Consider the following 23,039-nt stretch of genomic DNA (forward strand, 5'->3'; position numbering starts at 1 on the left):
CCCCCCCCCCCCCCCCCCCCCCCCCCCCCCCCCCCCCCCCCCCCCCCCCCCCCCCCCCCCCCCCCCCCCCCCCCCCCCCCCCCCCCCGCGGTCGGCTTCAACGCACGAGCGGGAGCGAGGCCTCCTTGATGCGCGCCTTCCGCTTCAGCGGACATGATCGCCACACCGCCGCCGCTCGGCAGGATCGGCCACCACGCGCCCGGCAACGCACTTCGGGCGGGCCCGGGAGGACGGCTCGCCCAACCGTTTCGCCATAGCGCCAGGAACGGTTCACGGGTGCTGATGTTTCGCCTCCAAGCGGGCCGCTCCTCGGGCACTGGCCTGAACCGGTGAGCAACACGCTACGATCGCAGCGCAGTTGGCCTCCACGACCTTGCACGATATTGCACAGGGTCACCCGAGAGCGGCTATCGCGGACGTAATGAGCGCCCGCGCTTGGGCGCCGTAGACAGCCATCCGGGACAGCTCTTGAAACGCCCGTGCGTAGGTGGCGATCTCGCCGGGCGTCGTGATGACCACGCGCGCGGACAACAGTTCCACCTGTACGCGAGCGTCGTCGAAGATCGAGAACGTCTCCATGAGCCACAGCTTTCGGCGGCCGGTGTGCGGCACCACCCCGAGCGATACGTTCGGCAGGGCGATCACGGTCAGCAGGTGACCGAGTTGGCCTGCCATGCCTTCCGAGTCGGCCATCTGGTGGTGCAGCACGCCCTGTTCGACCAGCAGGGCGAACCGGTGGTTGCCCTCGTGGAGCACGTGAGACCGCGCCATGCGGGCCGCCGCGGCTTCTGGTACGTCGTTCGGGATGCCCCGGAACTCAGTGATCGCCTCCATCAATCCGGTTGCGTAGGAGGAGGTTTGGAGCAGACCGGGCACCACTGTGGAACAGTAGACCCGCATGAGGCGCGTCCGCTCGTAGAGCGGGACCGCCTCCTCCTGAGTGCGACGCAAGCCGGTGCCGTGGAGCCGCTTCCACTCGGTGTACATCGATTCGACCGACCGGGTGGCGGCGACAAGGTCAGGTGCTCGCTCCGGCACGCCGCACACCTCGCACCACATCCGTATATCGGCGCTGGAGGGCGTGGTGCGTGCGTTCTCGATCCGAGAGGACTTGGAAGGATGCCACCCGCAGCGCTGCGCACCGCAGGCCCCTCCCCTGCGGGCGCGCCGTCGGCCGTCGCGGCGACCGCCGGCGGGCTCAGGCGGTCTTCTCGGCGAGGGTGTGGGCGACGAGGGCGTTGGCGTGGCCGTGGCCGAGGCCGTGGTCGGCCTTGAGCCAGGCGACGAGTTCCATGTGCTTGGTGAGCGGGCAGGCGCGGATGAGGTCCTTCCACTCCTCGATCGGGCGGCCGTACTTCTTCTCGATCGACGGGAAGTAGGAGGCGGGGCCCTTCACGGCGGGGGTGGTCATGAGTGGTTCCTTCCGAAGCGAAGCGGTGCGGTCACGGGGGTAGACCGTGACCGCACCGCGAACTCATCGCCCCCGCGGGGTGATCCGCGTCACACCCCGGCGGTGGCCCGGCCGCGGCGGCGCCGGCCGGTGGGCGGGGTGGGGTCGGCGTCCCAGGCGACGACCGGGTTGCCGAGCCAGCGGGTGGCGCCGGGGACGTTCTCGCCGCGCATGACCAGGGAGGCGGGCCCGACGGTGGTGTCCGCCCCGAGCGTGGAGTTGAGCAGGACGATGGAGTGCGGGCCGGTGGTGGCGCCGGCCGCGAGGTGGACGGGGCCCAGCCGCATGACGCGGTCGTGGAAGAGGTGCGTCTGGAGCACGGTGCCGCGGTTGACGCTGGCGCCCGCCCCGACGGTGACCAGGTCGGTCTCGGGCAGCCAGTGGGTCTCGCACCACACGCCGCGTCCGATGCGGGCGCCGAGGCTGCGCAGCCAGGCGTTGAGGTACGGGGTGCCGGTGATGGTGTGGCCGCCGAAGGGCATGGCGAGTTCCTCGACGAAGGTGTCGTAGAGCTCGTTGCGCCACACGAAGGAGGACCAGAGCGGGTGTTCGGCCACCCGGAAGCGTCCGACGAGCAGCCACTTGGCGGCGGTGGTGACGGCGCAGGCCGTGACGGCGGCGCCGATCAGGACGAGGCCGGCGGCGCCGAGGGCCGCGCCCAGCCCGTAGTCGTCGCGCAGTTCCTGCAGGGTCGCGAGGACGAGGTCGCCGAGCAGGGCGGCCAGGACGATCGGCAGCAGCCGGCACAGTTCGACGCCGGCGCGCGCCCACATCAGGCGCCGGGGCGGGTCGTAGGTGCGGGTCTCGGTGCCGGTGTCGGCGACGCGGGGCAGCGCGAAGGCGGGGCGCCCGAGCCAGGAGGAGCCTTCGGGGGCGTGGGCGGGGGTGTCGGACAGGACGCCGACGAGGGAGCCCGCCGGCAGGTGGCGGCCGGGGCCGACGATGCCGGAGTTGCCGACGAAGGAGCGGCGGCCGACGTGGGCGGGGCCCAGGTGCAGCCAGCCGCCGCGCAGTTCGTAGGGGGCGACGAGGGTGTCGTCGGCGAGGAAGGCGCCGTCGTCGACCCGCATCAGGCCGGGCAGGGCGAGCACGGTGGAGGCTTCGACGCGCCGTCCGATCCGGGCGCCGAGCAGGCGCAGCCACACCGGGGTGAACAGGCTGGCGTAGAAGGGGAAGAGGGTGCGCCGGGCGGTGTCGCTGAGGCGGCTGACGGCCCAGGCGCAGAAGGCGGTGCGGCCGGTGGCGGGGTGGAAGCCGGGGCGCAGCGGGCGGGACAGGAGGCGGACCAGGAGCGCTATGAGGGTGGCGTAGCAGGCGAGGGTGAGGGCGGCCAGGGGGACGGTGGCGGGCAGGAGTTGGAGGAGGGCGCCGGCCAGGGTGGTGTCGGCGTCGATCATCGGGTAGACGATGGTCAGGGCGGGCAGGGCGGCGAGGATCGGGATGAGGCCGAAGACGGCGAAGCCGAGGCCGTAGGCGAGGTTCCAGCCGCGGGTGGCGGGGGCGGGGGTGGTGGGCCAGTCGGCGGGGGTTTCGGTGGTGGGGCGGGCCGGGGAGCCGGTCCAGTGTTCGCCGGGTGGGACGGGGGTGGTGGCGGTGACGCAGGAGCCGGGGGCGATCTCGGCGCGGGCGCCGACGCGGGCGCCGGGCATCAGGGTGGCGCGGTGGCCGATGCGGGCGCCGTCGCCGATGTCGATGCGGCCGAGGTGGAGGGTGTCGCCGTCGAGCCACCAGCCGGCGAGGTCGGCTTCGGGTTCGACGCAGGCGTGGGCGCCGATGCGGGCGAGGCCGGTGACGGGGGGCAGGGTGTGGAGGTGGACGCCGGGGCCGACGCGGCAGCCGAGGGCGCGGGCGTAGCGGGTGGCCCAGGGGGTGCCGGCGAGGGCGGTGGTGCCGAACAGGGCGGTGTAGCGTTCGGCGGCCCACAGGCGCAGGTGGACGTGGCCGCCGCGGGGGTGGCTGCCGGGGCGGATGCCGGCGGTGAGCAGGCGGGCGCCGGCGGCGGCGAGCAGGGTGCGGCCGGGGGCGCTGTAGAGGAGGAGGAGTCCGGTGCCGACGGGCCACCAGGAGCTGTGGGGGGCCCAGGCGAGGTGGCTGCCGGTGAGGTTGTCGAGGGCGATCAGCAGGAGGATCCAGCGCAGTCCGGCGAGGGAGAACATGCCCAGGAGCAGGAGGGTCTGCCACAGGCCGGCGCTGCGGGGGGTGCGGCGTACGGTGCGGGGGCGCTCGGCGGCGGCCGGGGTGCCGGCGGTGGTGGCGGTGCCGGGGGTGGGGGCCGGGTCGGTGCGGTCGAGGTGGGCGGCGAGGTCGGCGAGGACGGGGTGGGCGTACAGGTCGGCGACGGAGACGCCGGTGTGGCGGGTGCGCAGTTCGGAGACGAGGCGGGCGGCGGTGAGGCTGGAGCCGCCGAGGGCGAAGAAGTCGTCGTGCGGGCCGGGGGCGGTGCCGAGCAGGCGCTCCCAGTGGGCGGCGAGCCGGGCGGCGGTGCCGTCTAGGGCCTGGGTGGGAGGGGCGGCTCCGGTGGTGGTCAGGGGCCAGGGCAGGGCGGCGCGGTCGACCTTGCCGGAGGTGCGGGTGGGCAGGGAGTCGACGAGGGCGAGGACGGGCACCAGCGGGGCGGGCAGGCGCTCCAGCAGGTACCGCCGGGCGGTGGTGAGGTCGGGGGTGGTGGCGGGGTGGGCGACGAGGTAGCCGACGAGGAGGTCGGCGCCGGCGGGGGTCCTGCGGACGGCCGCGGCGGCGGCGCGCACATCGGGCAGGGACTGGAGGGCGGCGTCGATCTCGCCGAGTTCGATGCGGCGGCCGCCGAGTTTGACCTGGTCGTCGGCGCGGCCGAGGAAGACGAGGCCTTCGGGGTCGTTGCGCACGAGGTCGCCGCTGCGGTAGACGCGGGGTGAGGCGAGGGCGGGGTGGGGGCTGAACTTCTCGGCGTCCTTGGCGGGGTCGAGGTAGCGGGCGGTGCCGACGCCGGTGATGAGCAGTTCGCCGGTGGCGTGCCAGGGGACGGGGTGGCCGGCCTGGTCGACGACGGCGATCTCCCAGCCGTCGAGGGGGGTGCCGATGCGGACGGGTTCGCCGGGGAGCAGGCGGGCGGCGGTGGCGACGACGGTGGTCTCGGTGGGGCCGTAGGTGTTCCAGAACTCGCGGCCCTCGACGGCGAGGCGTTCGACGAGTTCGGCGGGGCAGGCCTCGCCGCCGACGATGATCAGGCGTACGGCGTCCAGGCACTCCTTGGGCCACAGGGCGAGCAGGGTGGGGACGGTGGAGACGGCGGTGATGCGCCGGTTCACGAGCCAGGGGCCGAGGTCGGTGCCGGCCTTGACGAGGGCGCGGGGGGCGGGGACGAGGCAGGCGCCGTGTCGCCAGGCGAGCCACATCTCCTCGCAGGAGGCGTCGAAGGCCACCGAGAGGCCGGCCAGGACGCGGTCGCCGGGGCCGAGCGGGCGGGAGGTGAGGAAGATGCGGGCTTCGGCGTCGACGAAGGCGGCGGCGGAGCGGTGGGTGACGGCGACGCCCTTGGGGCGGCCGGTGGTGCCGGAGGTGAAGATGATCCAGGCGTCGTCGGCCGGGGTGGGCCAGGCCGGGGAGCCGCAGGGGTGGGTGGTGGTGGGGTGCAGGGTGCGGCCGGCGCCGAGGACGGCGCAGACGGCGGCGTCCTGCCAGATCGTCTCGGCGCGTTCGTCGGGGTCGTCGGCGTCGACGGGGACGTAGGCGGCGCCGCAGCGCAGGACGGCGAGGATGGCGATGTAGAGGTCGGCGGTGCCGGAGGGGATGCGCACCCCGACCCGGTCGCCGCGGCCGATGCCGTGGCCGGCCAGCTGTCCGGCGAGGGTGTCGACCTCGTGGAGCAGGGCGCGGTAGTCGAGGACGGTGTCGCCGGTGTCGAGCGCGGGGGCGTGGGGGTGGGCGTCGGCGGTGGCGGCGATGATGTCGATCAGGCTGCGCGGGTGGGGCGGCCGGGCCACCGGCCGCCCGGCCGCGGGGAGCGGCTGGGGGTGGTGCAGCGTGCCTGGGCCGGCCGTGTCGTGGCGTGCGTCCATGGAGGGGTTCCTTGGCTCCGGGGGTCCTGGGGGCGCGTACGGGTGCGACGCCGGGTGACGGGGTCGTCACCGGCTGGGGAGCGCCCACTCACCATGACTCTGCTGGGAGTCAGCTGGATGCAGCGGGGGTGCGATCAAAGGAAATTCTCATCACCGAAGCCGCAAAGGGGCGACAACGGTACGAATCGAATGGCATTTCGCTGGTTTTCGGTCGTTTCCGCTGGTGAAGAGTAATCGCCGAATGCCGCAGCGGCGGCAACGGGCGGAGGAAGAGCGATGGACACCATGGCGTCCGCGGCAGGACGGGAACCGAGGCGACCGCTGCCGGATCGGGGGATTCCGGTCGGATCATCAGCGTGTTCACGGTTTTCCCATCTTCCTGTGGGAGCCTTTCGCGCCCTTCCCGCGGGAGCCTTCCGCGCGCTTCCCGTGGGAGCCTTCCGCACCCCGCCGCCACGGCCCTTCCTGTGAGCGGGCTGGGCAAGGATGCCACGGGCTGTGATCCCGCTGACAGCGGCGGCCCGCGCGACGGGGGCGCGCTCGTCTGGTACGTGGCGTACGGCTCGAACCTGCACGCCTCCCGGCTCGCCCGTTACCTGCGCGGCGGGCGTCCGGTGGGCGCGGCGCGCGCGTGCCCGGGCTGCCGTGACGGGCGCCCGCCGCGCCGCGCCGTGGCGGGTGTGCTGCCGGGCACGCTGTACTTCGCCGGGCGCTCGCTGACCTGGGGCGGCGGATCGGCCTTCTACGACCCGGCCGTACCGGGTGAAGTCGCCTGCCGCGCTTATCTTCTGACGCTCGGACAGTTCAGTGACATCGCGGCCCAGGAGATGCTCCGCTCCCCCGGCACCGACCTCGACCTCACCCGGGTGCTCGCCGACGGGCGCGCCGAACTGGGCCCGGGGCGCTACGAGACGCTGCTGCACGTCGGCGAGCGGGACGGCCACCCGCTGCTGACCTTCACCGCCCCGTGGGGCGTGGCCGGCGCCGAGCCGGCCGCTCCCACCGCGGCCTACCTGTGCCATCTGGCCGCGGGCCTGGCCGAGTCCCACGGCTGGGGGCCCTGGCGCGCCTCCGGCTACCTCGCCACCCGCCCGGGCGCGGCCGGGCACTGGACGCCGGGCACGGTGGCGGCGCTGCTGGGCTGAACGGCGAGGGGCCCCGGGAGCACCGTGAACGCCCTTGGCCCGCCCGGCACTCCGCCGGCCGGACCAAGGGCGTCGACGGCCCCGGACGGTCAGATGCCGTGCATGCCGACCTCGTAGCCGCCGGCGGGCTGGCGCACCATCACGTTGAACCGGTTGAAGGCGTTGATCATCGCGATCGCGGCCACCAGCGCCGCGAGCTGCTCCTCGTCGTAGTGCTTGGCGGCGTTCGCCCACACCTCGTCGCTCACCCCGCCGGCGGCGTCCGCGATCCGGGTGCCCTCCTCGGCGAGCTCCAGCGCGGCGCGCTCGGCCTCGGTGAACACGGTGGCCTCGCGCCAGACCGCGACCATGTTCAGGCGCACCGGGTCCTCCCCGGCGTGGACGGCCTCCTTGAAGTGCATGTCGACGCAGGCGCCGCAGCCGTTGATCTGGCTGGCGCGCAGCCGCACCAGCTCCTGGACGGCGAGCGGCAGGGTGGACTCGGCGACGGGCCGGTTGGCCGCGACGAGGTGCTTGACGACCTTGCCCAGGAGCGGGCTGGTGAAGGGGCTGAGACGGGGTTCCATGGCGGGTGCTCCTCGGTCGGTTTTCCGTTGCTGCCCCTTGAGACAGGAGGAGCCGCCGCTTTGTGACACCCCGGCCGCCACCCGCGCCGTGATCCGCGCCACACCGCCGGCCGGGCGCGGCGCAGGCGTCGTGCCGGTGCGGTGTTGTCGCCGGTGCGGCGCGGTCAGGCGGAGAAGAGGGCGGTCAGCCACTTCTTGGGGACGCCGGGCGCCGGGTCGGCGAAGAAGCGGTGGCCCGCCGTGCGCAGGTCGTCCCCGGTGAGGAACCCGGTACCGGAGCGGTCGAGTTGGGCGAACTCCTCGACGGCGGCGGGGTCGGTGATGCTCCGGGCCGCCAGGTACTGCCGGAACTGCGCCTTGCCGACCCGGCCGGTCCGGTCGGCGTCCATCAACGCGTAGGCCGCGCAGGCGAACCGGGCGACGTGCCCGGGGGCGGTGCCGGGGGCGGTGCCGATCACCCTCCTGTCGACGTCCGCGAGCAGTTCGTGCCGCAGCACCCGGCCCCCACGGTCGAGACCGGCGTCCTTCAGCGCCGCCCACAGGGCGCCGAAGTGGTCCTCGACCAGCTGCCGGCGCGGCTCGCAGCCGCGCTGGCGGTCGATGACGCGCTGGAAGTCCTCCCAGGTGATCGCGCCGTCGAGGTCGCTGTCGATGGTGTCGAACAGCTCCAGGACCCTCTGCTTGTACCCGGCCATGGCCGTCATCGTCCCTCCGTCCCCACGGTGTCGGCGTGCGCGATCCCCCGAGGAACCTAGTCCATGGCCGCCGGGGACAGACGATTTCCGGCCGCGAACCGTCAGGTCACCCGGCGCGCCGCCCGTGGACGGGGACGGACAGGGTGCGGCCGGCGAGGGCCTCGGTGCCTCGCCCACGTCGAACGTGCCCACCGGCCTCCCGGCCGCAAGCACCCTCCCCGCCTGGCAGGCCTTCGCCACCGCCGTCCGCGTCGGCGAGCTGGACGCCGACCGACCGACCGCAGTCACCGGCCCGCCGCCCCACCCCAGAAGTCTACAGCTGTATACTTCTGGGGCGGACCCGCTCCACCGGCGGGCCCATGGGAGGGAGAACACCGATGAACCTCAACCTGACCGGCAAGCGCGCGCTCGTCACGGGCTCCAGCGCGGGGCTCGGCGAGGCCACCGTGAAGCTGCTGGCGGCCGAAGGCGCGGCGGTGGTGGTCCACGGCCGGAACAAGGACCGCACCGAGAAGGTCGCGCGGGAGATCCGCGAGGCCGGCGGGACGGCGCACGCGGTCGTGGGCGACCTCGCCGGGGACGACGGCGCCGCCGGCGTCGCCCGCGCCGCCACGGCGGACGGGCCCGTGGACATCCTCGTCAACAACGCCGGCTTCTACCGGCACCTGTCCTGGGCCGACGCCACCCCCGACGAGTGGCGCGAGACCTACGACGTCAACGTCGTCTCGGGCGTGCGGATGATCCGGCACCTGGTGCCCGCCATGCGCGAACGCGGCTGGGGACGGGTCGTCACCATCGGCGGCGGACTGGCATCCCAGCCGACCGGCACCCTCCCCCAGTACAGTGCCACCCTGGCCGCCCGGCACAACCTCGCCGTCTCCCTGGCCCGCGAGCTCAAGGGCACCGGCGTCACCTCCAACATCGTCTCCCCCGGGGCGATCCTCGTCGACGCCACCCGGGACCTCATCACCGGCCTCGGGCCCGCCAACGGCTGGGGCGAGACCTGGGAGGAGATCCAGCCGCACGCCGTCCGGGCCCTGGTCCCCAACGACCAGGAACGCTTCGGCGAACCCGGGGAGATCGCCGCGGCCGTCGCGTACCTGTGCAGCAGCCACGCCCAGTACGTCAGCGGGGCCACCATCCGCGTCGACGGCGGGCTCATCCGCTCCGCGTTCTGAGCGGGCGGCGGCTTGCGCCCCGGGCCGGGCCGCGAGAGGTCAACCACCCGGTGAGCGGCCGGAGTCACCCGTCGGCGCGGTCGGGCCCGACGACCGGTTCCAGCATGTCGGCGAGCAGGTCGGCGAGGCGTCCTTCGTCCGCCGTGGCGAGCGCGGTGGTGGCGACGACGCTGCGCAGCAGCCAGGTGCCGGCGACCAGGGCGAGGGCGAGCTGGGCGCGCAGGTCGGCGTCCGGTCCGTCGAGCAGCCCGGCGAGCCGGGTGCCCACGTGGGCTTCCACGCCCCGGCGGACGGTGTCCGCGGCCTGGGCGTCCGGTGCCGAGCGCAGCAGGAGGAGGAACGGGTCGAGCCGCTCGGCGCCGCGGGCGGTGCGTTCGGCGAGGGTGCGCGCGAGGGTGCGGGCGAGGTCCTCGGGGTGGTCGCCGACGACGGTCGGCGGGGCGAAGGCGCGGTCGACGGCTTGGGTGAACAGGCCTTCCTTGGAGCCGAAGTAGCGGTTGATCATCATCGCCGTCACGCCCGCGCGCTCGGCGATCTGCCGGACCCCGGCCCCGGCGTATCCGTGCTCGGTGAACTCCACGACGGCGGCGGCGAGGATCGCCTCGCGCGTCGCGGCGCCGTCGCGCTTGCGGGCGGGGGGTGGGGTGCTCATGGCCAGGAGCATACGGGGCGGGCGGTGGGCCGGTTGCGGGGCGGGCGGCCGGTACCGGGCGGGCGGTGCGGGGCGGGCGGTACCGGGCGGGCGGTGCGGGCCCGGTGGCGCGGGGCGGGCGTGGGGCGTGGCCGGCGCCCGTGTGCCGTCAGGCGCCGGCCTTGGCGGCCACCGGGTCGGTGACGCCGCCGGGCGAGGCCTCGCCGCCGACGTCCCAGCCGGCCAGGCGGGCCGCGGGCTGGTAGACGGACTCGTAGAAGTCCAGGACGGTGGCCCGCGGGTCCTCGCGGCCGCGGACGTCGTCGTAGTCCAGGACGGCCAGGTGGCTGCCGTGGCGTTCGGCCCAGCTCGCGGTGCCGGGGCGCAGCGGGCTGTCGGCCAGGCCCGCGGGTTCGGGGGCGGCGTAGGAGTAGAAGGTGGGTCTGGGGACGGCGTCGTCGCCGAACCAGAAGCCGGAGCTGACGACTTCGCGGGAGTAGGCCTCGCGGGTCACCGGGTCGACGGTCTCCGGCTGGTCGATCTCGCGGCCGGAGAAGCGGGTGACGGCGATGTCGAAGGTGTGCCAGAAGTGGTGGACCGGGCTGGTCTTGCCGCAGAAGCGGGCGGCGAACTCCTCCAGCACCAGGGCGACTTGGCCGAGGACCTGCCAGTAGCGGTTGACCCAGAAGGGGTCGTAGGCGGCGTGTTCGGTGTCGTCGGCGAACGGGCGGCCGGCGTCGGGCAGGTCGAAGGGGTGGGGGTGGGGGATGTCCATGGGGACGCCGATGGTGGCCAGGGCGTCGTGGGTCTGGCGGTAGAACGAGGCCACGGACTGCCCGGTGAGCGGGAAGGAGACCCTGCGGCCGTCCGAGGAGCAGACCACCAGGCGGTGGTCGACGAAGTCGAAGTCGATGCAGAAGGTGCCGCCGCCGTCGGCCGTGGCCATCGGGCGGGTGGTGATGCCGCGCCCGGTGAGGTGGTAGGGGACGTTCCACCAGTGGTTGCGCCGGGCGCTGTGCGCCAGGCGGATCTTGCCGACGACCTGGGCGAAGCGGTGCAACGTCTCCTTGGAGTCCCGCCACTGGGACAGCGGGACCGGGGGGAACAGCTCCATGGGGCCACGCTAGGCCCGTGGGGGCGCTCGCGCATCCCTGGGAAACCGGGGGCGCACGGGAGACCGGGGCGCGCGGGAGACCGGGGGCGCACAGGAAGTCGGGCGGGCCGACTTCCTGTGCGTCCGCCGGGCTATTCGACGATCTCGGCCTTCTCGATGATCACGTCCTGTTCGGGGACGTCCTGGTGGCCGGACCTGGTGGCGGTGGGGACGGCCTTGATCGCGTCGACGACGTCGCGGCCCTCGGTGACCTCGCCGAAGACGGTGTAGCCCCAGCCCTGGGCGGACTTGGCGGTGTGGTCGAGGAAGTCGTTGTCGGCGACGTTGATGAAGAACTGGGCGGTGGCGGAGTGGGGTTCCATGGTGCGGGCCATGGCCACGGTGTACTCGGTGTTCTTCAGGCCGTTGTCGGCTTCGTTGGGGACGGGCTCGCGGGTCTCCTTCTTCCTCAGGCCCGGTTCCAGTCCGCCGCCCTGGATCATGAAGGTGTTGATGACCCGGTGGAAGAGCGTCCCGTCGTAGAAGCCGTCGCGGACGTACTGGAGGAAGTTCTCGACGGTGGCGGGGGCGTGCTGCGCGTCGAGGCGCAGGACGATGTCGCCGTGGTTGGTGGTCAGCTTGACTGTCGGCATGGCTACCTCGGGGGGTGGGTTTCGGGGCGGCTGCGGGGCTGCGGGGGGCTCGGGCCGCGTCAGTTGGCCAGGCTGAAGTCGCCGCCGACGGGGGCGGCGAGCTTGTCGATGCCGGTGAGGGTGGTGGGGGTGGCCACCGGGGTGGTGCTGTCGGTGGTGGTGCCGTCGCCGAGCTGGCCGGAGCCGTTGTGGCCCCAGGAGTGCACGGCGCTGTTGCCGGACAGGGCCATGGTGTGCTCGCGGCCGGCGGCCACCAGCCGGACGCCGGTCAGGCCGGGGACGGTGACGGGGGTGACGCGGAAGACGGTGGTGCCGTCGCCGAGTTGGCCGGAGGTGTTCTGGCCCCAGGCCTTGAGGCGGTGGTCGCCGTCGGTGACGGCGAGGCTGTGGTTGGCGCCGGCGGCGATCTGGACGATGCCGCCGCTCCAGGAGCCCTGGGTGGTGACGGGGGTGAAGCGGTTGATGGTGGTGTTGTCGCCGAGCTGGCCGGTGGCGTTGTAGCCCCAGGCCTTGACGGTGTTGGCGGTGCCCGGCTCGCCCACCAGGGCGAGGCTGTGGTTGGCGCCGGCGGCGATCCGGGTGATCCCGGTCAGGCCGGTGACCTTGGCGGGGATGCCGCGGCTGGCCGAAGTGCCGTCTCCGAGCTGGCCGTTGAGGCCGTTCCCCCAGGCCCAGACGGTGCCGTCCTCGCGCAGGGCGAGGCTGTGGTGGAGGCCGGCGGCGATGGCGACGATCTTGTGGAGGCCTTCGACGCGTACCGGGACGTTGCTGTCGGTGCTGCTGCCGTCGCCGAGCTGGCCGTGGGTGTTCTGGCCCCAGGCCATCACGGTGCCGTCGGCGAGCAGGGCGAGGCTGTGGGCGCCGCCGGCGGCGATGTCGGTGGCGTCGGGGAGGCCGGCCACCCGGCCGGGGGCGTTGTGGCCGAACACCGAGCCGTGGCCGAGCTGGCCCGAGCCGTTGACGCCCCAGGAGTGCACGGTGCCGTCGGTCAGCAGGGCCAGTCCGTGGCCGAGGCTCGCTCCGGCGCCGCCGGCGGCGATCTTGACCACCTCGGTGCCGGTGAGTCCGAGGACGATGGTGGCCGTGGTGCGCAGGTCGGCCCGGGTGCCGTCCCCGAGCTGGCCGGAGCGGTTGTTGCCCCAGGACTTCAGGCGCTTGTCTGCCATGCGTCGATGCCTCTTTACTCGTACGACAATAAGCCAAATCGCCGGTCCGTCAGCCCAGTTGACGACTGCACGATCATGGCCCGACGCTAACGAGGCGCCCGCCACCGGCACGGGAAACGGCGCGGCCCGCCACCCGATCGGGTGATGGCGCCCCCGGCCCGGGGCCAACCGGCCCGGTCCTCGGGCCCGTTGCCGGGCGGCGCGGGCGGCCGGTTCGCGGGCCCGGTTGTCACACCCCTCGCCTAGCCTGCCCGCGAGGAGGTACGACATGGGCGGTACGGGCAGGCTGGTCGTGGCGATGCAGGTGTCGGCGGACGGCTTCGTGGGCGGCGAAGTGCCGGGTGCGGGCTGGCAGTTGTGGGACTGGGGGCCCCACTGGCCGTGGAGTGCGGACCTGCGGGCCTCGTTCAACGCGCTGCTGGCCGGGGCCTCGGGCATCCTGCTGAGCCGGCCGATGGCCGACGAGGGGTACCTGGGGCACTGGGAGCGGATGGCCGCCCTGCACCCCGGCGACGGGGACTGGGACTTCGCCCGCAGGATCGGGGCGCTGCCGAAGTTCGCGCTCTCGCGCACCGGCCGGCCACGGCGGGACTGGCCGCGCACCGAGGTGCTGACCGGGCGGCTGACGGAGACGGTGGCGCGGGCGAAGGCGGCCGCGGGCGGGCGCCTGCTGTGCTTCGGGGGCGCGGGGCTGGTGTCCGCGCTCCTGCGCGAGGACCTGGCCGAGGAGCTGCGGCTGTTCGTCAACCCGGGCTTCGCGGGCGCGGGCCACCGGGTGTTCGGGCCGTGGCTGGTGGAGCACGGGTTCCGCTTCGACGGGGTGTCGGCGTACGGATGCGGGGTGGTGGAAAGCCGCTGGTCACGGGGGTAGCGGAGGGGCGGCGCCGTCGGGGCTTTCTCTTCGGCGCTCGGGTGCGCGCCGAAGGCCGGGCGCGGTCGGGGCGCACGGTCGGCCGCCCCTGCTGGCCCCGGCGCTGTTCGTGCCCCGCCGGCAGCTGTGCCGGCGCGCCACCGGGCGGCCCGACGGCGCGGGCGGGGCCGGAGCCGCGCCCGCAGGCCCGCGTCAGGCCAGGCGGTGGGCCAGGCCCGGGCAGTCGGCGACCAGGCCGTCGGCGTCCAGCAGCAGGTCGGCCCGGTAGTCGCCGCAGGCGTAGCGGACGGCCGAGCTGCCGTCCTCGTGGCGGCGCAGGTGGGTGTAGGTCTGGCGGGCGGGGACGACGACCAGGTCGGGCACCCGGATCCACGCCATCAGGAAGTGGTGCTCGCCCGGCTCCCGGTGCAGGGCGAGGCGCAGCACGGGCGGGGTGTTGGTGAGCGGGGACAGGCCGAGGTCGCAGTCGAGGGCGCCGTCGAGGTCGGGTCGCTCGGTGCCGTCGGCGCTCCAGCGGCCGGTGGTCTCGTCGCGGCGCAGGTCGAGGGTGCGGGTGGCCTCGGGGGTGCGGGCGGTGACGTGCATGCGGCGGGTGGTGAAGCCGTCGCCGGTGTCGAGGTGGTAGTCGAGCCAGTAGGGGGCGGGCCGGGCGGCGGCCGCGCGGCCGTGGGCGGTGAGGGTGGTGGGGTTCAGGTCGATCCAGGCGGTCTCCAGGCCGGCGGTCTCGGTGACCTGCCAGGTGGGTGCGGGGGTGCGGGCGGCGTGGGCGGTGCGGTTGGTCATTCGTGCACGGTAGTCCCGGCGTCCGGCAGCGGGCGCGGGCGGGCCGTCAACGCGGGGCGCTCCTCCGTTCGGGTGAGGGTGGGGGCGGGGCGTGGCACGTGCGGGGCGGGGTGGGGGGTGCGGTGGCGGCGGGGCTCGGTCGGGGCTCTCCATAATCGCGTGGGTGATCACATCCTGTGACGAAGCGGTGGCCCGGTTGCGGGCCGTGCCCGGGTTGTCCTGCTGCCCCCGTCCCCTGTTCGCGCTGCCCCTGCTGCGCAGCGGCTGCCTGGCCGAGGTGCTGAGCGTGGAGGGCGCGGACGCGGGCTGGGCGGGCGAGTTCGGACCGGGGGGTTCCGTGGCGGTGGGTTCCGGGGCGGGCGTTTCCGGGGCGCGGTTCCACGCGCTGGAGCCGTACTCCCTGGTGCGTGACGGCACCGCGCTGGGGGCGGGCGTCCACGAGGTGCTGCGCCGCCTCGCCGCCACCGACGGCGGCGCAGGCGCCGGCTGGCGGGGCCGGGAGCTGGCGCTGCTGCCCTACACGGCGATGAAGGCCGAGTGGCGTACGGCCCTGCGGGCGCTGGGCGCCCACCTGGTGGAGCCGCCGCCGATGCCGGCGATGCCGGTGCTGGGCGACAAGCGCGTCCAGCGCGCGTGGCTGCGCTCGGCGGGGGCGGTGACCCCGCCCGACGTGGTGGTGCCGGCGCTCGACCACCGGGAGCTGCGCCGGCGCTTCGGCGGGCGCTACGTGGTGCAGGCGCCGCTGGGCTCCGGCGGCAAGGGCACCCACCTGGTCGCCGACGAGGCCGGCCTGCACCCGATCCGCCGGGCCGGCGGCGGCCCCTGGCTGGTGAGCGGCTACGTCGAGGGCCCGGCGGTCAACCTGCACGTGCTGGTGTCCGCGGACGGCACCGTGCGGCTGCTGCGCCCCTCCGTCCAGCTGACCCGTGTCGAGGGCGTCGGCGCGTCCTTCGGCGCCTACTCCGGCTGCGACTTCGCGGCTCCGGCCCTGCTGGCGCCGCTCGCCCTGACCCGGGCCGGGGACATGGCGCGGCGCGTCGGCGAGGCGCTGGCCGCGCTCGGCTACCGCGGGCTGTTCGGCGCGGACTTCGTCCTGGACGGCGAGCGGCCGGTGCTGCTGGAGCTCAACTGCCGCATGCAGGGCTCGACCTGGCTGCTGGGCGAGCTGGAGTGGGCCGAGGGCGCGCTGCCGTCCGCGCTGCGCCACATGCTGGAGCTGTACGGGCACGTCACCGGCGGCGAGGGGCGTACGGACGCGGCGGGCGCGGTACAGCTGGTGGTGCGGCACAGCGGCCCCGCGGTGCGGGTGGCGGGTGCGCCCGGCGGCGGCCTGCACCGGCTCAAGGACGGGCGGCTGCGGCGCTGCGGGGCCGGGTTCGGCCTGCTGGAGTGCGGCCCCGACGACTGCGTTCTCCTCCAACTGCCCTCCCCCGGCATGGTGTTGCGCCCGGGTGTGCCACTGGCGCGGATCGTCGCCCGGCACTCGCTGACCACCCCCGACGGCACCGCGCTCACCGAGGGCGGGCGGCGCCTGGTCCAGGCGCTGCGCGCGGGCTTCACCCTGGAGGCCCTCGAACCCGCCCTGCCGTGCTGAACGCTCCGCTGTACGTGCGCGCGGCGCGCCCCGGCGACCTGCCCCGGCTGGCCGCGCTGCGCGCGGAGGCCGCCGCCTGGATCGCCCTGGAGCACGGTTCGGCCCAGTGGTCGTCCCCGTACGACGCCGAGCGGGGGCTCGCGCTGATCGCCCGCGGCGCGACCGTGGTGGCGGCGCTGGAGCCGGACGGCGAGGCCGTCGCCACCGTGACGCTGCGCCCCACCGGCAGCCCGCGGCTGTGGAGCGCGGAGGAACTGGCCTGCCCGGCACGCTACTTGAGCTCGTTCACGGTGGACCGCCGGTACGCCGGGCGGGGCATCGGCACCCGCCTCGGGGACTGGGCCGCCTGGCGGGCCGCCCGCTCGGGTGCCCGGGTGCTGCGGGTGAACGTGTGGAGCGACAACACGGCGCTGCACGCCTACTACCGTGCGCGGGGCTGGCGTTGGGTGCGCACGGCGCCCGGCAGCCGCAGCGGCGCGCTGTTCGAGCGCGCCACCGCGGCGGCGGCCCCGCCCCGGGTGCGCGAGGCGGGCCGGGTGCGGGTCTGAGGGCCCGAACGGCGCAGGCCCTCTCGACGCGGCCCGCCGCCCGGCGCATCCTCGTGTCCCGGCGCGCGGCGTGCGGCCGCGCACCGTCGCCGCGACGAGTGGAGGAACCCTCGTGGAGCGTCTCGTACTGGACCCGACCGGCCGCGCCCGCGACGCCGAGAGCGCCGAGCTGGCCGCGCGGGGGCCGGCCACGCCCGTCGACATCCTGGGCGTGCACGCCTGGTCGGTGTCCGACCCGCGCCTGCTGGAGGACCTGCTCAAGGACCCCCGCGTCTCCAAGGACGGCCAGCGGCACTGGCCCGGCTTCGACCAGGCGGTGCGGACCTGGCCCCTGGCGCTGTGGGTGAGCGCGCGCAACATGTTCAACGCCCACGGCGCCGACCACCGGCGGCTGCGCCGGCTGGTGGGCGGCGCCTTCACCGCCCGCCACGTCGCCACCCTGGCCGCCGGCGTCGAGGAGCTGACCGACGCCCTGCTGGACGACCTGGCCGCCGGCGCCCCCGGCGAGGTGGTGGACCTGCGCGAACGCCTGGCCTACCCGCTGCCGATCCAGGTCATCTCCCGGCTGCTGGGCCTGCCCCACGACCTCACCGGCACCTTCCGGGGGATGGTCGACAAGGTCTTCTCCACCGTCCTGACCCCCGAGGAGTCGGCGGCCACCGCGAGCGCGTTCCTGGCCCTGCTGGAGGAGCTGATCGCCGCCAAGCGCCGCGAACCGGGCGAGGACCTGACCTCGGCGCTGATCGCCGCCCGCGACACCGAGAGCGACGACGGCCCCTCGGCGCTGAGCGAGGAGGAACTGCGCGACACCGTGCTCCTGATCGTCTCGGCCGGCTACGAGACCACCGTGAACCTGATCGACAACGGCATCACCGACCTGCTCACCCACCCCGGCCAACTCGCCCTGGTGCGCGCGGGCGAGGCCGGCTGGGAGGACGTGGTCGAGGAGGCACTGCGCCGCAACGCCCCGGTGGCGCACCTGCCGATGCGCTTCGCGGTGGAGGACATCGAGCTGCCCGGCGGGGTGACGGTGCGCCGCGGCGAGGCGATCCTGCCCGCCTACGCGGCCGCCGGGCGCCACCCGGCGCGCTACGGCGACAGCGGCGCCGACTTCGACGTCACCCGGCCCGTCAAGGACCACCTCGCCTTCGGGCACGGCGTGCACTTCTGCCTCGGCGCGCCGCTGGCCCGACTGGAGGGGCGCACCGCGCTGAGCCAGCTGTTCGCGCGCTTTCCCGACCTGGCCCTGGCGCCGGACGCCCGGCTGCTGCCGGTCGACTCGCTGATCTCCAACGGGCACCGGACGCTGCCGGTGCTGCTCGACGGGCGGGCGCCGGGGGCCGCCTGAACCCCGCCCGAGGACCGCCCGGCCCCGGGCCGTCGCCCGGCCCGGGGCCGTCGCCGGGACCGCCCCGGACGGCGCAACCGGGCGGGCCCGGGGGCGGGCGCGCGTGCTAGCAAGGGCCGGGGGCCATGCGGAAGCACTCGAAGCGGGAGACCGTCATGTCGCACCACCTCAGCGGACCGAACCTGCGCTCACCCGAGGGTGACGCGCGCCTGGACCTGACCGACCTGTTCGCCTTCGCCTCGCCGCAGCCGGGCCGCACGGTCGTGATCATGAACGTGAACCCGGTCGCGCCGAGCGGCGGTCAGGCCTTCCACCCGCAGGCGGTGTACCGGATCGACATCGACACCGACGGGGACAACCGGGCGGACATCGCCTACAGCTTCACGTTCTCCGATCCGGCGGACGGGCCGCAGACCATGACGGTGCGGCGCGCCACCGGCGAGGGGGCGCGGGGGCTGGCGGCCACCGGCGAGGTGCTGGTGTCGGACGCGGCGGTGAGCTTCACGGCCGAGCCCGCGGTGGTGGAGGCGGGGGCGCTGCGGGTGAGCGCGGGGCTGCGCAGCGATCCGTTCTTCGCGGACCTGGACGGGATCGTGAAGGACTTCCAGTGGACGGGGGTGGACTGGGGGGCGGACAAGAACGTGTTCGGGATCGTGCTGGAGGGGCCGGACGCGGAGTTCGGGCCGGCGCCACAGATCGGGGTGTGGGCGCGGGTGAGCGTGCTCAAGGACGGCCGGCTGGTGTCGGTGGACCGGGGTGCGCACCCGTCGCTGACGGCGTACTTCAACGAGGAGGACGCGAAGGACGCCTACAACGCGGGCGATCCGGTGGACGACTGGGAGAACTACCGGGAGCCGTGGACGGCCAAGCTCCAGCACTTCGGCAAGTACACCGCCGAGGCGGCGCAGGCGCAGCTGCGGCTCGTCCTGCCGGACGTCCTGCGCTACGACCGCACCCGTCCGGCGCGCTACCCCAACGGGCGTTCGCTGACCGACGACGTCACCTCGGCGCGGCTGACGATGCTCACCGACGGGGCCGTCTCCAGCGACCACATCGCCCCGCACACCGACCTGCTGCCCGACTTCCCGTACCTGGGGCACCCGCACTGACCCGCGGGCCCGTTCGGGCGGGCAGGGCCCGGCTCGCGGGGCCGGGGCGAGGGCGGTGGGGCCGGGGGCGGCGGGCCCGGCTCGCGGGGCGGCGGGCGCGCCCCTGTCGGATGTCAGGGACCGCCGCGGGCGCGGGATTCCTAGGCTGACGGGCACCGGACGGCGAGCGGTCGTCCGGTCCCGTACCAGCCGAGGGAGAACCACCATGCGCAGGATCACCCACGCCGTCGCCGCCCTGGCCCTGGCCGCCGCCGCCCTGGCCACGACGGGGGCCGGCAGCGCCTCCGCCGACAGCTGGGCGGGCTGCCCGTCCGGCGCGGTCTGCGTGTACCCGCAGAACCAGGACCCGGCCGCCTCGCCCAGCGACGTCTACTGGAGCTACGGCGCGCACAAGCTGAGCAACCAGTACGGCAACCACTGGGTGCTCAACAACCAGACCGGCGGCGCGCACGCCCACCTGTGCCGGGGCTCGAACGGCACCGACTGCGTCTACGACATCGCGGCGCAGCGGGGCGTCTACTACGACCTGGGCCCGATCAACTCGATCACTCTCGACCGTCCCTGACACTGCGTCAGGCTTGAGCAGGGGGCGCCCGCCGCACGGGGGACCGGCGGGCGCCCCCGCCGTCGTGCGCTCGGCCCGGCCCGGGGTTGTCCGCAGATGGCCGAGGCGTGTTCACGAAGATAACGAGTGGAGATGGATTCACGGCAGTCCGGTTTTACTTATTGACGGCATGTACGCGCCCAAGGTTGACTCCCCCCACCCCGCCGCGACGCCGCGGCGACCCCAGGGAGAGGTATCCGATGAACGCCGTACTGCGTCGCGCCCTCGTCTCCGCCGTGGGCCTCGCGCTGACCCTGTCCATGACCGCCGCCTGCGGCAAGGCCGCCGGCGCCAAGGGCGATTCCTCCTCCGCCGCGGGCGATCCCAACGCCATCGGCCTGCTGCTGCCCGAGAACGCCTCCTCCGTGCGCTACGAGTCCTTCGACCGGCCGTTCATCGAGGCCAAGGTCAAGTCCCTGTGCGCGTCCTGCAAGGTGCTGTACAACAACGCCGAGGGCAGCGCCGCCAAGCAGAAGCAGCAGTTCGACACCCTGCTCACCCAGGGCGTCAAGGTGATCATCCTCGACCCGTACGACGCCAAGTCCACCCAGGACTGGGTCCAGCAGGCCGCCGCCAAGGGCGTCAAGGTCCTCGCCTACGACCGCCTGGCCGCCGGCCCGGTCGCCGCCTACACCTCCTTCGACAACGAGAAGGTCGGCGAACTCCAGGGCCAGGCCCTGCTGGACGCGCTGGGCCCGCGGGCCGCCGAGGCGAACATCGTCATGATCGACGGCGACGAGGCCGACCCGAACGCCGCGCAGTTCAAGGCCGGCGCGCACAAGGTCCTCGACGGCAGGATCAAGAAGGTCGTCTACGAGCAGTCCGGGCAGTGGGACCCCACCGTCGCCGGGCAGAAGATCTCCGCCGCCGTCACCGAGTTCGGCAAGAACGGCTTCCAGGCCGTCTACTCCGCCAACGACGGCATGGCCGCCGCCATCATCACCCAGCTCAAGGGCGCCGGCATCAACGTGCCCGTCGGCGGCCAGGACGCCGGGCTCGACGCCGTCCAGCGGATCGTCAACGGCGACCAGGCGTACACCATCTACAAGGCCTACCGCCCGCTCGCCGAGACCGCCGCCGAACTGGCCGTCGCCCTGCTCCAGGGCAAGGACGTCAAGGCCGTCGCCACCGCCAGCGTCGACAGCGACACCGCCAGGAACATCCCGGCCAAGCTGCTGGACGCCAAGATCGTCACCAAGAACGACATCGCTGCCACCGTCCTGGCCGACGGCCTCTACAAGGCCTCCGACATCTGCACCGCCGACTACGCCGCCGCGTGCGCCGCCGCCGGCCTCAAGTAACCCCTCCCCCAAGGTGGTCGTTCACGTGACAGGCGCACCCGTCCTGCAACTGCGCGCGGTCTCCAAGCGCTTCGGCGCCGTCCAGGCCCTCACCGACGTCGACCTCACCGTCCACGCCGGCGAGGTCCTCGCCCTCGTCGGCGACAACGGCGCCGGCAAGTCCACCCTCGTCAAGACCATCGCCGGCGTCCACCCCGTGGACGAGGGCACCCTGACCTGGCAGGGCCGGGCCGTCCGCCTGGGCCGCCCCCAGGACGCCACCGCCCTCGGCATCGCGACCGTCTACCAGGACCTCGCCCTGTGCGACAACCTCGACGTCATCGCCAACCTCTTCCTCGGCCGCGAGAAGCGCCGCCGCGGGCTGCTCGACGAGGTCGCCATGGAGCAGCACGCCCGCCGCCTGCTGGACACCCTCGCCATCCGCATCCCCGACGTGCGCACCCCCGTCGCCGCGCTGTCCGGCGGCCAGCGGCAGGTGGTCGCCATCGCCCGCGCCCTGGTCGGCGAGCCCTCGCTGGTCATCCTGGACGAGCCCACCGCCGCCCTGGGCGTCGAGCAGACCGCCCAGGTCCTCGACCTGGTGGAACGGCTGCGCGAACGCGGGCTGGCGGTGGTCCTGGTCAGCCACAACATGGCCGACGTGCGGGCCGTCGCGGACACCGTCGCGGTGCTGCGCCTGGGCCGCAACAACGGCGTCTTCCCGGTGGCGGGCACCACCCAGGAGCAGATCGTCGCCGCGATCACCGGCGCCACCGACAACGCCCACGCCCGGCGCCGGGCCCGGCGCGCCGACCACGCCGAGGAGGCCGAGGCCGTATGAGCACCCCCGAAGCACCCGCCTCCCCCGCCGCCGCCCCCGACACGGGCGCCGATCCGCGGCTGCACCCGCCCGCGCGGGGCTGGGCCGGGCACGCGCGGGCCGCGCGCCGGCGCCTGGCCTCCGGCGAACTCGGCTCGCTGCCGGTCGTCGTCGGCCTGGTCGTCATCGCCGTCGTCTTCCAGGCCGTCACCCACCACTTCCTCCAGGCCGACAACCTCACCAACATCACCCGCTTCATCGCCGGGCCCGGCCTGATCGCGGTCGGCGTCGTCTTCGTGCTGATCCTCGGCGAGATCGACCTCTCGCTCGGCTCGGTGGCCGGCGCGAGCGCCGCGATCGCCGCCGTACTGACGGTGCGCCAGGGCTGGAGCGAGTGGGTGGCGATCCTCGCCGCCCTGGGCGCGGCCTGCGCCATGGGGCTGCTGCACGGGCTGTTCTTCGCCCGTATCGGCGTGCCCGCGTTCGTGGTCACGCTCGCCGGGATGCTCGCCTGGAGCGGCCTCCAGGAGTACGTGCTCGGTGGCGGCGGCACCGTCAACAACCGCCACGAGGGCGTCGTCGCGAGCCTGGACACCACCTTCCTCGGCGACGGCGACATCGCCTACGCCTGGGGCCTGGCCGTCCTCGCCCCCGCCCTCTACCTGGCCGCCCGCCTGTACACCGCCCGGCGCCGCCGCGCCGCCGGCCTCGCCTGCCCGTCCGCCGCCGACAGCGCGCTGCGCGCGGGCGCCCTGGCCGTCCTCACCCTGGCCACCGCCTACGCCCTCAACCAGGACCGCGGCCTGCCGCTGTCCCTGGTGGTGCTGCTCGGCGCCGTCCTGCTCACGGACTTCGTGCTGCGCCGCACCCGCTACGGGCGGCAGGTGTTCGCGGTGGGCGGCGGCGTCGAGGCGGCCCGGCGCGCGGGTGTCAACGTCGCCCGGGTGCGGATCTCGGTGTTCGTGCTCGCCGCGTTCCTGGCCGGCCTCGGCGGGCTGTTCTACGCCTCGCAGCAGGGGTCGGCGGACAAGCAACTGGGCGGCGGCAACGTGCTGATGAGCGCGATCGCGGCGGCCGTCATCGGCGGCACGAGCCTGTTCGGGGGGCGCGGCAAGACGTGGTCGGCGCTGCTGGGCATCCTGGTGATCCAGTCGATCACGACGGGGCTGGACATGGTCCACGCCGCCCAGGCCATCCAGTACATGATCACCGGGGCGGTGCTACTGGCGGCGGTCGTCCTCGACTCCGTCACCCGCCGCAGCCGCCGGGCGGGCGGCAGGTAGCGCGCCGGCCTCGGGCCCCGGCGGCGGGGGGCTCTCCGGGCAGACGGCGCGGCGCCCTCCGCCGGGAGCGGCCCATGCCGCGTCCGATGTCCCGGCGACAGCGCCGGCGGCAACTCCCCCAACCGGAACGCGCGGGAAGTCGGCATGTCCGACTTCCCGCGCGTTGGGCTTCGGATGCGCGCGGC

General features: G+C 74.6%; 21 protein-coding genes and 1 pseudogene. 11 read left to right on the top strand and 11 right to left on the bottom strand.

Annotated elements, in window-relative coordinates; genetic code table 11:
* Positions 1-393: 393 nt before the first annotated feature.
* From ACZ55U_RS31695 to ACZ55U_RS31710, 4 genes and pseudogenes are all read right to left on the bottom strand, one after another.
* On the bottom strand, positions 394-1,059 hold the full coding sequence (locus ACZ55U_RS31695) for a DUF5753 domain-containing protein (RefSeq protein ID WP_465531651.1): 666 nt from the start codon (positions 1,057-1,059) through the stop codon (positions 394-396).
* A pseudogene (locus tag ACZ55U_RS31700) lies at positions 1,042-1,161 on the bottom strand (transcriptional regulator); the annotation flags it as partial. The gene ACZ55U_RS31695 and the pseudogene ACZ55U_RS31700, both read right to left, overlap by 18 nt.
* Positions 1,162-1,198: 37 nt before the next feature.
* Positions 1,199-1,411 carry a DUF4287 domain-containing protein gene (locus ACZ55U_RS31705; protein ID WP_465531652.1) on the bottom strand — a complete coding sequence of 71 codons (213 nt, stop codon included), beginning with the start codon at positions 1,409-1,411 and terminating at the stop codon, positions 1,199-1,201.
* Between the two features lie 89 nt (positions 1,412-1,500).
* Positions 1,501-5,487: a Pls/PosA family non-ribosomal peptide synthetase gene (locus ACZ55U_RS31710; RefSeq protein ID WP_465531653.1), complete on the bottom strand. Its 3,987-nt coding sequence runs from the start codon at positions 5,485-5,487 to the stop codon at positions 1,501-1,503.
* A 551-nt stretch (positions 5,488-6,038) separates the two neighbouring features.
* Between ACZ55U_RS31710 and ACZ55U_RS31715 the strand changes: the two genes are divergently transcribed.
* Positions 6,039-6,632: a histone deacetylase gene (locus ACZ55U_RS31715; RefSeq protein WP_465531657.1), complete on the top strand. Its 594-nt coding sequence runs from the start codon at positions 6,039-6,041 to the stop codon at positions 6,630-6,632.
* An 89-nt stretch (positions 6,633-6,721) separates the two neighbouring features.
* Here ACZ55U_RS31715 and ACZ55U_RS31720 read toward each other — a convergent pair whose 3' ends face one another.
* Together ACZ55U_RS31720 and ACZ55U_RS31725 are read right to left on the bottom strand one after the other, a co-directional pair.
* Positions 6,722-7,198: a carboxymuconolactone decarboxylase family protein gene (locus ACZ55U_RS31720; RefSeq protein ID WP_465531659.1), complete on the bottom strand. Its 477-nt coding sequence runs from the start codon at positions 7,196-7,198 to the stop codon at positions 6,722-6,724.
* A 164-nt stretch (positions 7,199-7,362) separates the two neighbouring features.
* Complete coding sequence (locus ACZ55U_RS31725; protein ID WP_465531661.1) at positions 7,363-7,893, bottom strand: EF-hand domain-containing protein; 531 nt, start codon at positions 7,891-7,893, stop codon at positions 7,363-7,365.
* A 377-nt stretch (positions 7,894-8,270) separates the two neighbouring features.
* Between ACZ55U_RS31725 and ACZ55U_RS31730 the strand changes: the two genes are divergently transcribed.
* The gene (locus ACZ55U_RS31730) at positions 8,271-9,071 is read left to right on the top strand and encodes an SDR family NAD(P)-dependent oxidoreductase (protein WP_465531663.1); all 801 of its coding nucleotides are present in this window, start codon (positions 8,271-8,273) and stop codon (positions 9,069-9,071) included.
* Between the two features lie 64 nt (positions 9,072-9,135).
* On the opposite strand, the gene ACZ55U_RS31735 is transcribed toward ACZ55U_RS31730, so the two are convergent.
* The 4 genes from ACZ55U_RS31735 to ACZ55U_RS31750 all read right to left on the bottom strand — a co-directional run bounded on the left by ACZ55U_RS31735 (position 9,136) and on the right by ACZ55U_RS31750 (position 12,614).
* Entirely contained in the window at positions 9,136-9,723 is a 588-nt protein-coding gene (locus ACZ55U_RS31735) for a TetR/AcrR family transcriptional regulator (protein ID WP_465531665.1), read from the bottom strand.
* Between the two features lie 148 nt (positions 9,724-9,871).
* Entirely contained in the window at positions 9,872-10,816 is a 945-nt protein-coding gene (locus ACZ55U_RS31740) for a DUF5996 family protein (protein ID WP_465531667.1), read from the bottom strand.
* Between the two features lie 131 nt (positions 10,817-10,947).
* On the bottom strand, positions 10,948-11,448 hold the full coding sequence (locus tag ACZ55U_RS31745; protein ID WP_465531669.1) for a peptidylprolyl isomerase: 501 nt from the start codon (positions 11,446-11,448) through the stop codon (positions 10,948-10,950).
* A gap of 59 nt (positions 11,449-11,507) precedes the next feature.
* A complete protein-coding gene (locus ACZ55U_RS31750) occupies positions 11,508-12,614 on the bottom strand; it encodes an RCC1 domain-containing protein (RefSeq protein WP_465531671.1) in 1,107 nt (368 codons plus the stop codon).
* 268 nt (positions 12,615-12,882) lie between these two features.
* Between ACZ55U_RS31750 and ACZ55U_RS31755 the strand changes: the two genes are divergently transcribed.
* A complete protein-coding gene (locus ACZ55U_RS31755; protein WP_465531673.1) occupies positions 12,883-13,485 on the top strand; it encodes a dihydrofolate reductase family protein in 603 nt (200 codons plus the stop codon).
* Between the two features lie 192 nt (positions 13,486-13,677).
* Here the strand turns inward: ACZ55U_RS31755 and ACZ55U_RS31760 are convergent, their stop codons facing one another.
* Positions 13,678-14,268, bottom strand: coding sequence for a putative glycolipid-binding domain-containing protein (locus ACZ55U_RS31760; protein WP_465531675.1), 591 nt, complete (start codon positions 14,266-14,268; stop codon positions 13,678-13,680).
* A 163-nt stretch (positions 14,269-14,431) separates the two neighbouring features.
* Here ACZ55U_RS31760 and ACZ55U_RS31765 point away from each other — a divergent pair, with 163 nt between their 5' ends.
* The 8 genes from ACZ55U_RS31765 (at position 14,432) to ACZ55U_RS31800 (ending at position 22,854) form a co-directional block, all read left to right on the top strand.
* A complete protein-coding gene (locus tag ACZ55U_RS31765; protein ID WP_465531677.1) occupies positions 14,432-15,862 on the top strand; it encodes an ATP-grasp domain-containing protein in 1,431 nt (476 codons plus the stop codon).
* Entirely contained in the window at positions 15,856-16,410 is a 555-nt protein-coding gene (locus ACZ55U_RS31770; protein ID WP_465531679.1) for a GNAT family N-acetyltransferase, read from the top strand. The genes ACZ55U_RS31765 and ACZ55U_RS31770 overlap by 7 nt, the downstream gene beginning before the upstream one ends.
* A 112-nt stretch (positions 16,411-16,522) precedes the next feature.
* On the top strand, positions 16,523-17,758 hold the full coding sequence (locus ACZ55U_RS31775; protein WP_465531681.1) for a cytochrome P450 family protein: 1,236 nt from the start codon (positions 16,523-16,525) through the stop codon (positions 17,756-17,758).
* Positions 17,759-17,883: 125 nt separating this feature from the next.
* On the top strand, positions 17,884-18,867 hold the full coding sequence (locus tag ACZ55U_RS31780) for a DUF4331 family protein (protein WP_465531683.1): 984 nt from the start codon (positions 17,884-17,886) through the stop codon (positions 18,865-18,867).
* A gap of 205 nt (positions 18,868-19,072) precedes the next feature.
* Positions 19,073-19,432, top strand: a complete 360-nt coding sequence (locus tag ACZ55U_RS31785) for a hypothetical protein (RefSeq protein WP_465531685.1) — start codon at positions 19,073-19,075, stop codon at positions 19,430-19,432.
* Positions 19,433-19,671: 239 nt separating this feature from the next.
* Positions 19,672-20,772 (top strand): sugar ABC transporter substrate-binding protein, encoded by a 1,101-nt coding sequence (locus ACZ55U_RS31790; RefSeq protein ID WP_465531687.1) that lies wholly within the window; start codon positions 19,672-19,674, stop codon positions 20,770-20,772.
* 25 nt (positions 20,773-20,797) lie between these two features.
* The gene (locus ACZ55U_RS31795) at positions 20,798-21,592 is read left to right on the top strand and encodes an ATP-binding cassette domain-containing protein (RefSeq protein WP_465531689.1); all 795 of its coding nucleotides are present in this window, start codon (positions 20,798-20,800) and stop codon (positions 21,590-21,592) included.
* Complete coding sequence (locus tag ACZ55U_RS31800) at positions 21,589-22,854, top strand: sugar ABC transporter permease (protein ID WP_465531691.1); 1,266 nt, start codon at positions 21,589-21,591, stop codon at positions 22,852-22,854. The genes ACZ55U_RS31795 and ACZ55U_RS31800 overlap by 4 nt, the downstream gene beginning before the upstream one ends.
* The last annotated feature ends 185 nt before the right edge of the window (positions 22,855-23,039 follow it).

Source organism: Kitasatospora sp. NPDC034533 (assembly GCF_055575155.1).

Coding starts and splice junctions, on each gene's coding strand:
- ACZ55U_RS31705 (WP_465531652.1), bottom strand. CDS start 1,411: ATGACCACCCCCGCCGTGAAGGGCCCCGCCTCCTACTTCCCGTCGATC.
- ACZ55U_RS31760 (WP_465531675.1), bottom strand. CDS start 14,268: ATGACCAACCGCACCGCCCACGCCGCCCGCACCCCCGCACCCACCTGG.
- ACZ55U_RS31750 (WP_465531671.1), bottom strand. CDS start 12,614: ATGGCAGACAAGCGCCTGAAGTCCTGGGGCAACAACCGCTCCGGCCAG.
- ACZ55U_RS31745 (WP_465531669.1), bottom strand. CDS start 11,448: ATGCCGACAGTCAAGCTGACCACCAACCACGGCGACATCGTCCTGCGC.
- ACZ55U_RS31785 (WP_465531685.1), top strand. CDS start 19,073: ATGCGCAGGATCACCCACGCCGTCGCCGCCCTGGCCCTGGCCGCCGCC.
- ACZ55U_RS31800 (WP_465531691.1), top strand. CDS start 21,589: ATGAGCACCCCCGAAGCACCCGCCTCCCCCGCCGCCGCCCCCGACACG.
- ACZ55U_RS31725 (WP_465531661.1), bottom strand. CDS start 7,893: ATGGCCGGGTACAAGCAGAGGGTCCTGGAGCTGTTCGACACCATCGAC.
- ACZ55U_RS31755 (WP_465531673.1), top strand. CDS start 12,883: ATGGGCGGTACGGGCAGGCTGGTCGTGGCGATGCAGGTGTCGGCGGAC.
- ACZ55U_RS31710 (WP_465531653.1), bottom strand. CDS start 5,487: ATGGACGCACGCCACGACACGGCCGGCCCAGGCACGCTGCACCACCCC.
- ACZ55U_RS31695 (WP_465531651.1), bottom strand. CDS start 1,059: ATGTGGTGCGAGGTGTGCGGCGTGCCGGAGCGAGCACCTGACCTTGTC.
- ACZ55U_RS31740 (WP_465531667.1), bottom strand. CDS start 10,816: ATGGAGCTGTTCCCCCCGGTCCCGCTGTCCCAGTGGCGGGACTCCAAG.
- ACZ55U_RS31720 (WP_465531659.1), bottom strand. CDS start 7,198: ATGGAACCCCGTCTCAGCCCCTTCACCAGCCCGCTCCTGGGCAAGGTC.
- ACZ55U_RS31780 (WP_465531683.1), top strand. CDS start 17,884: ATGCGGAAGCACTCGAAGCGGGAGACCGTCATGTCGCACCACCTCAGC.
- ACZ55U_RS31730 (WP_465531663.1), top strand. CDS start 8,271: ATGAACCTCAACCTGACCGGCAAGCGCGCGCTCGTCACGGGCTCCAGC.
- ACZ55U_RS31735 (WP_465531665.1), bottom strand. CDS start 9,723: ATGAGCACCCCACCCCCCGCCCGCAAGCGCGACGGCGCCGCGACGCGC.
- ACZ55U_RS31790 (WP_465531687.1), top strand. CDS start 19,672: ATGAACGCCGTACTGCGTCGCGCCCTCGTCTCCGCCGTGGGCCTCGCG.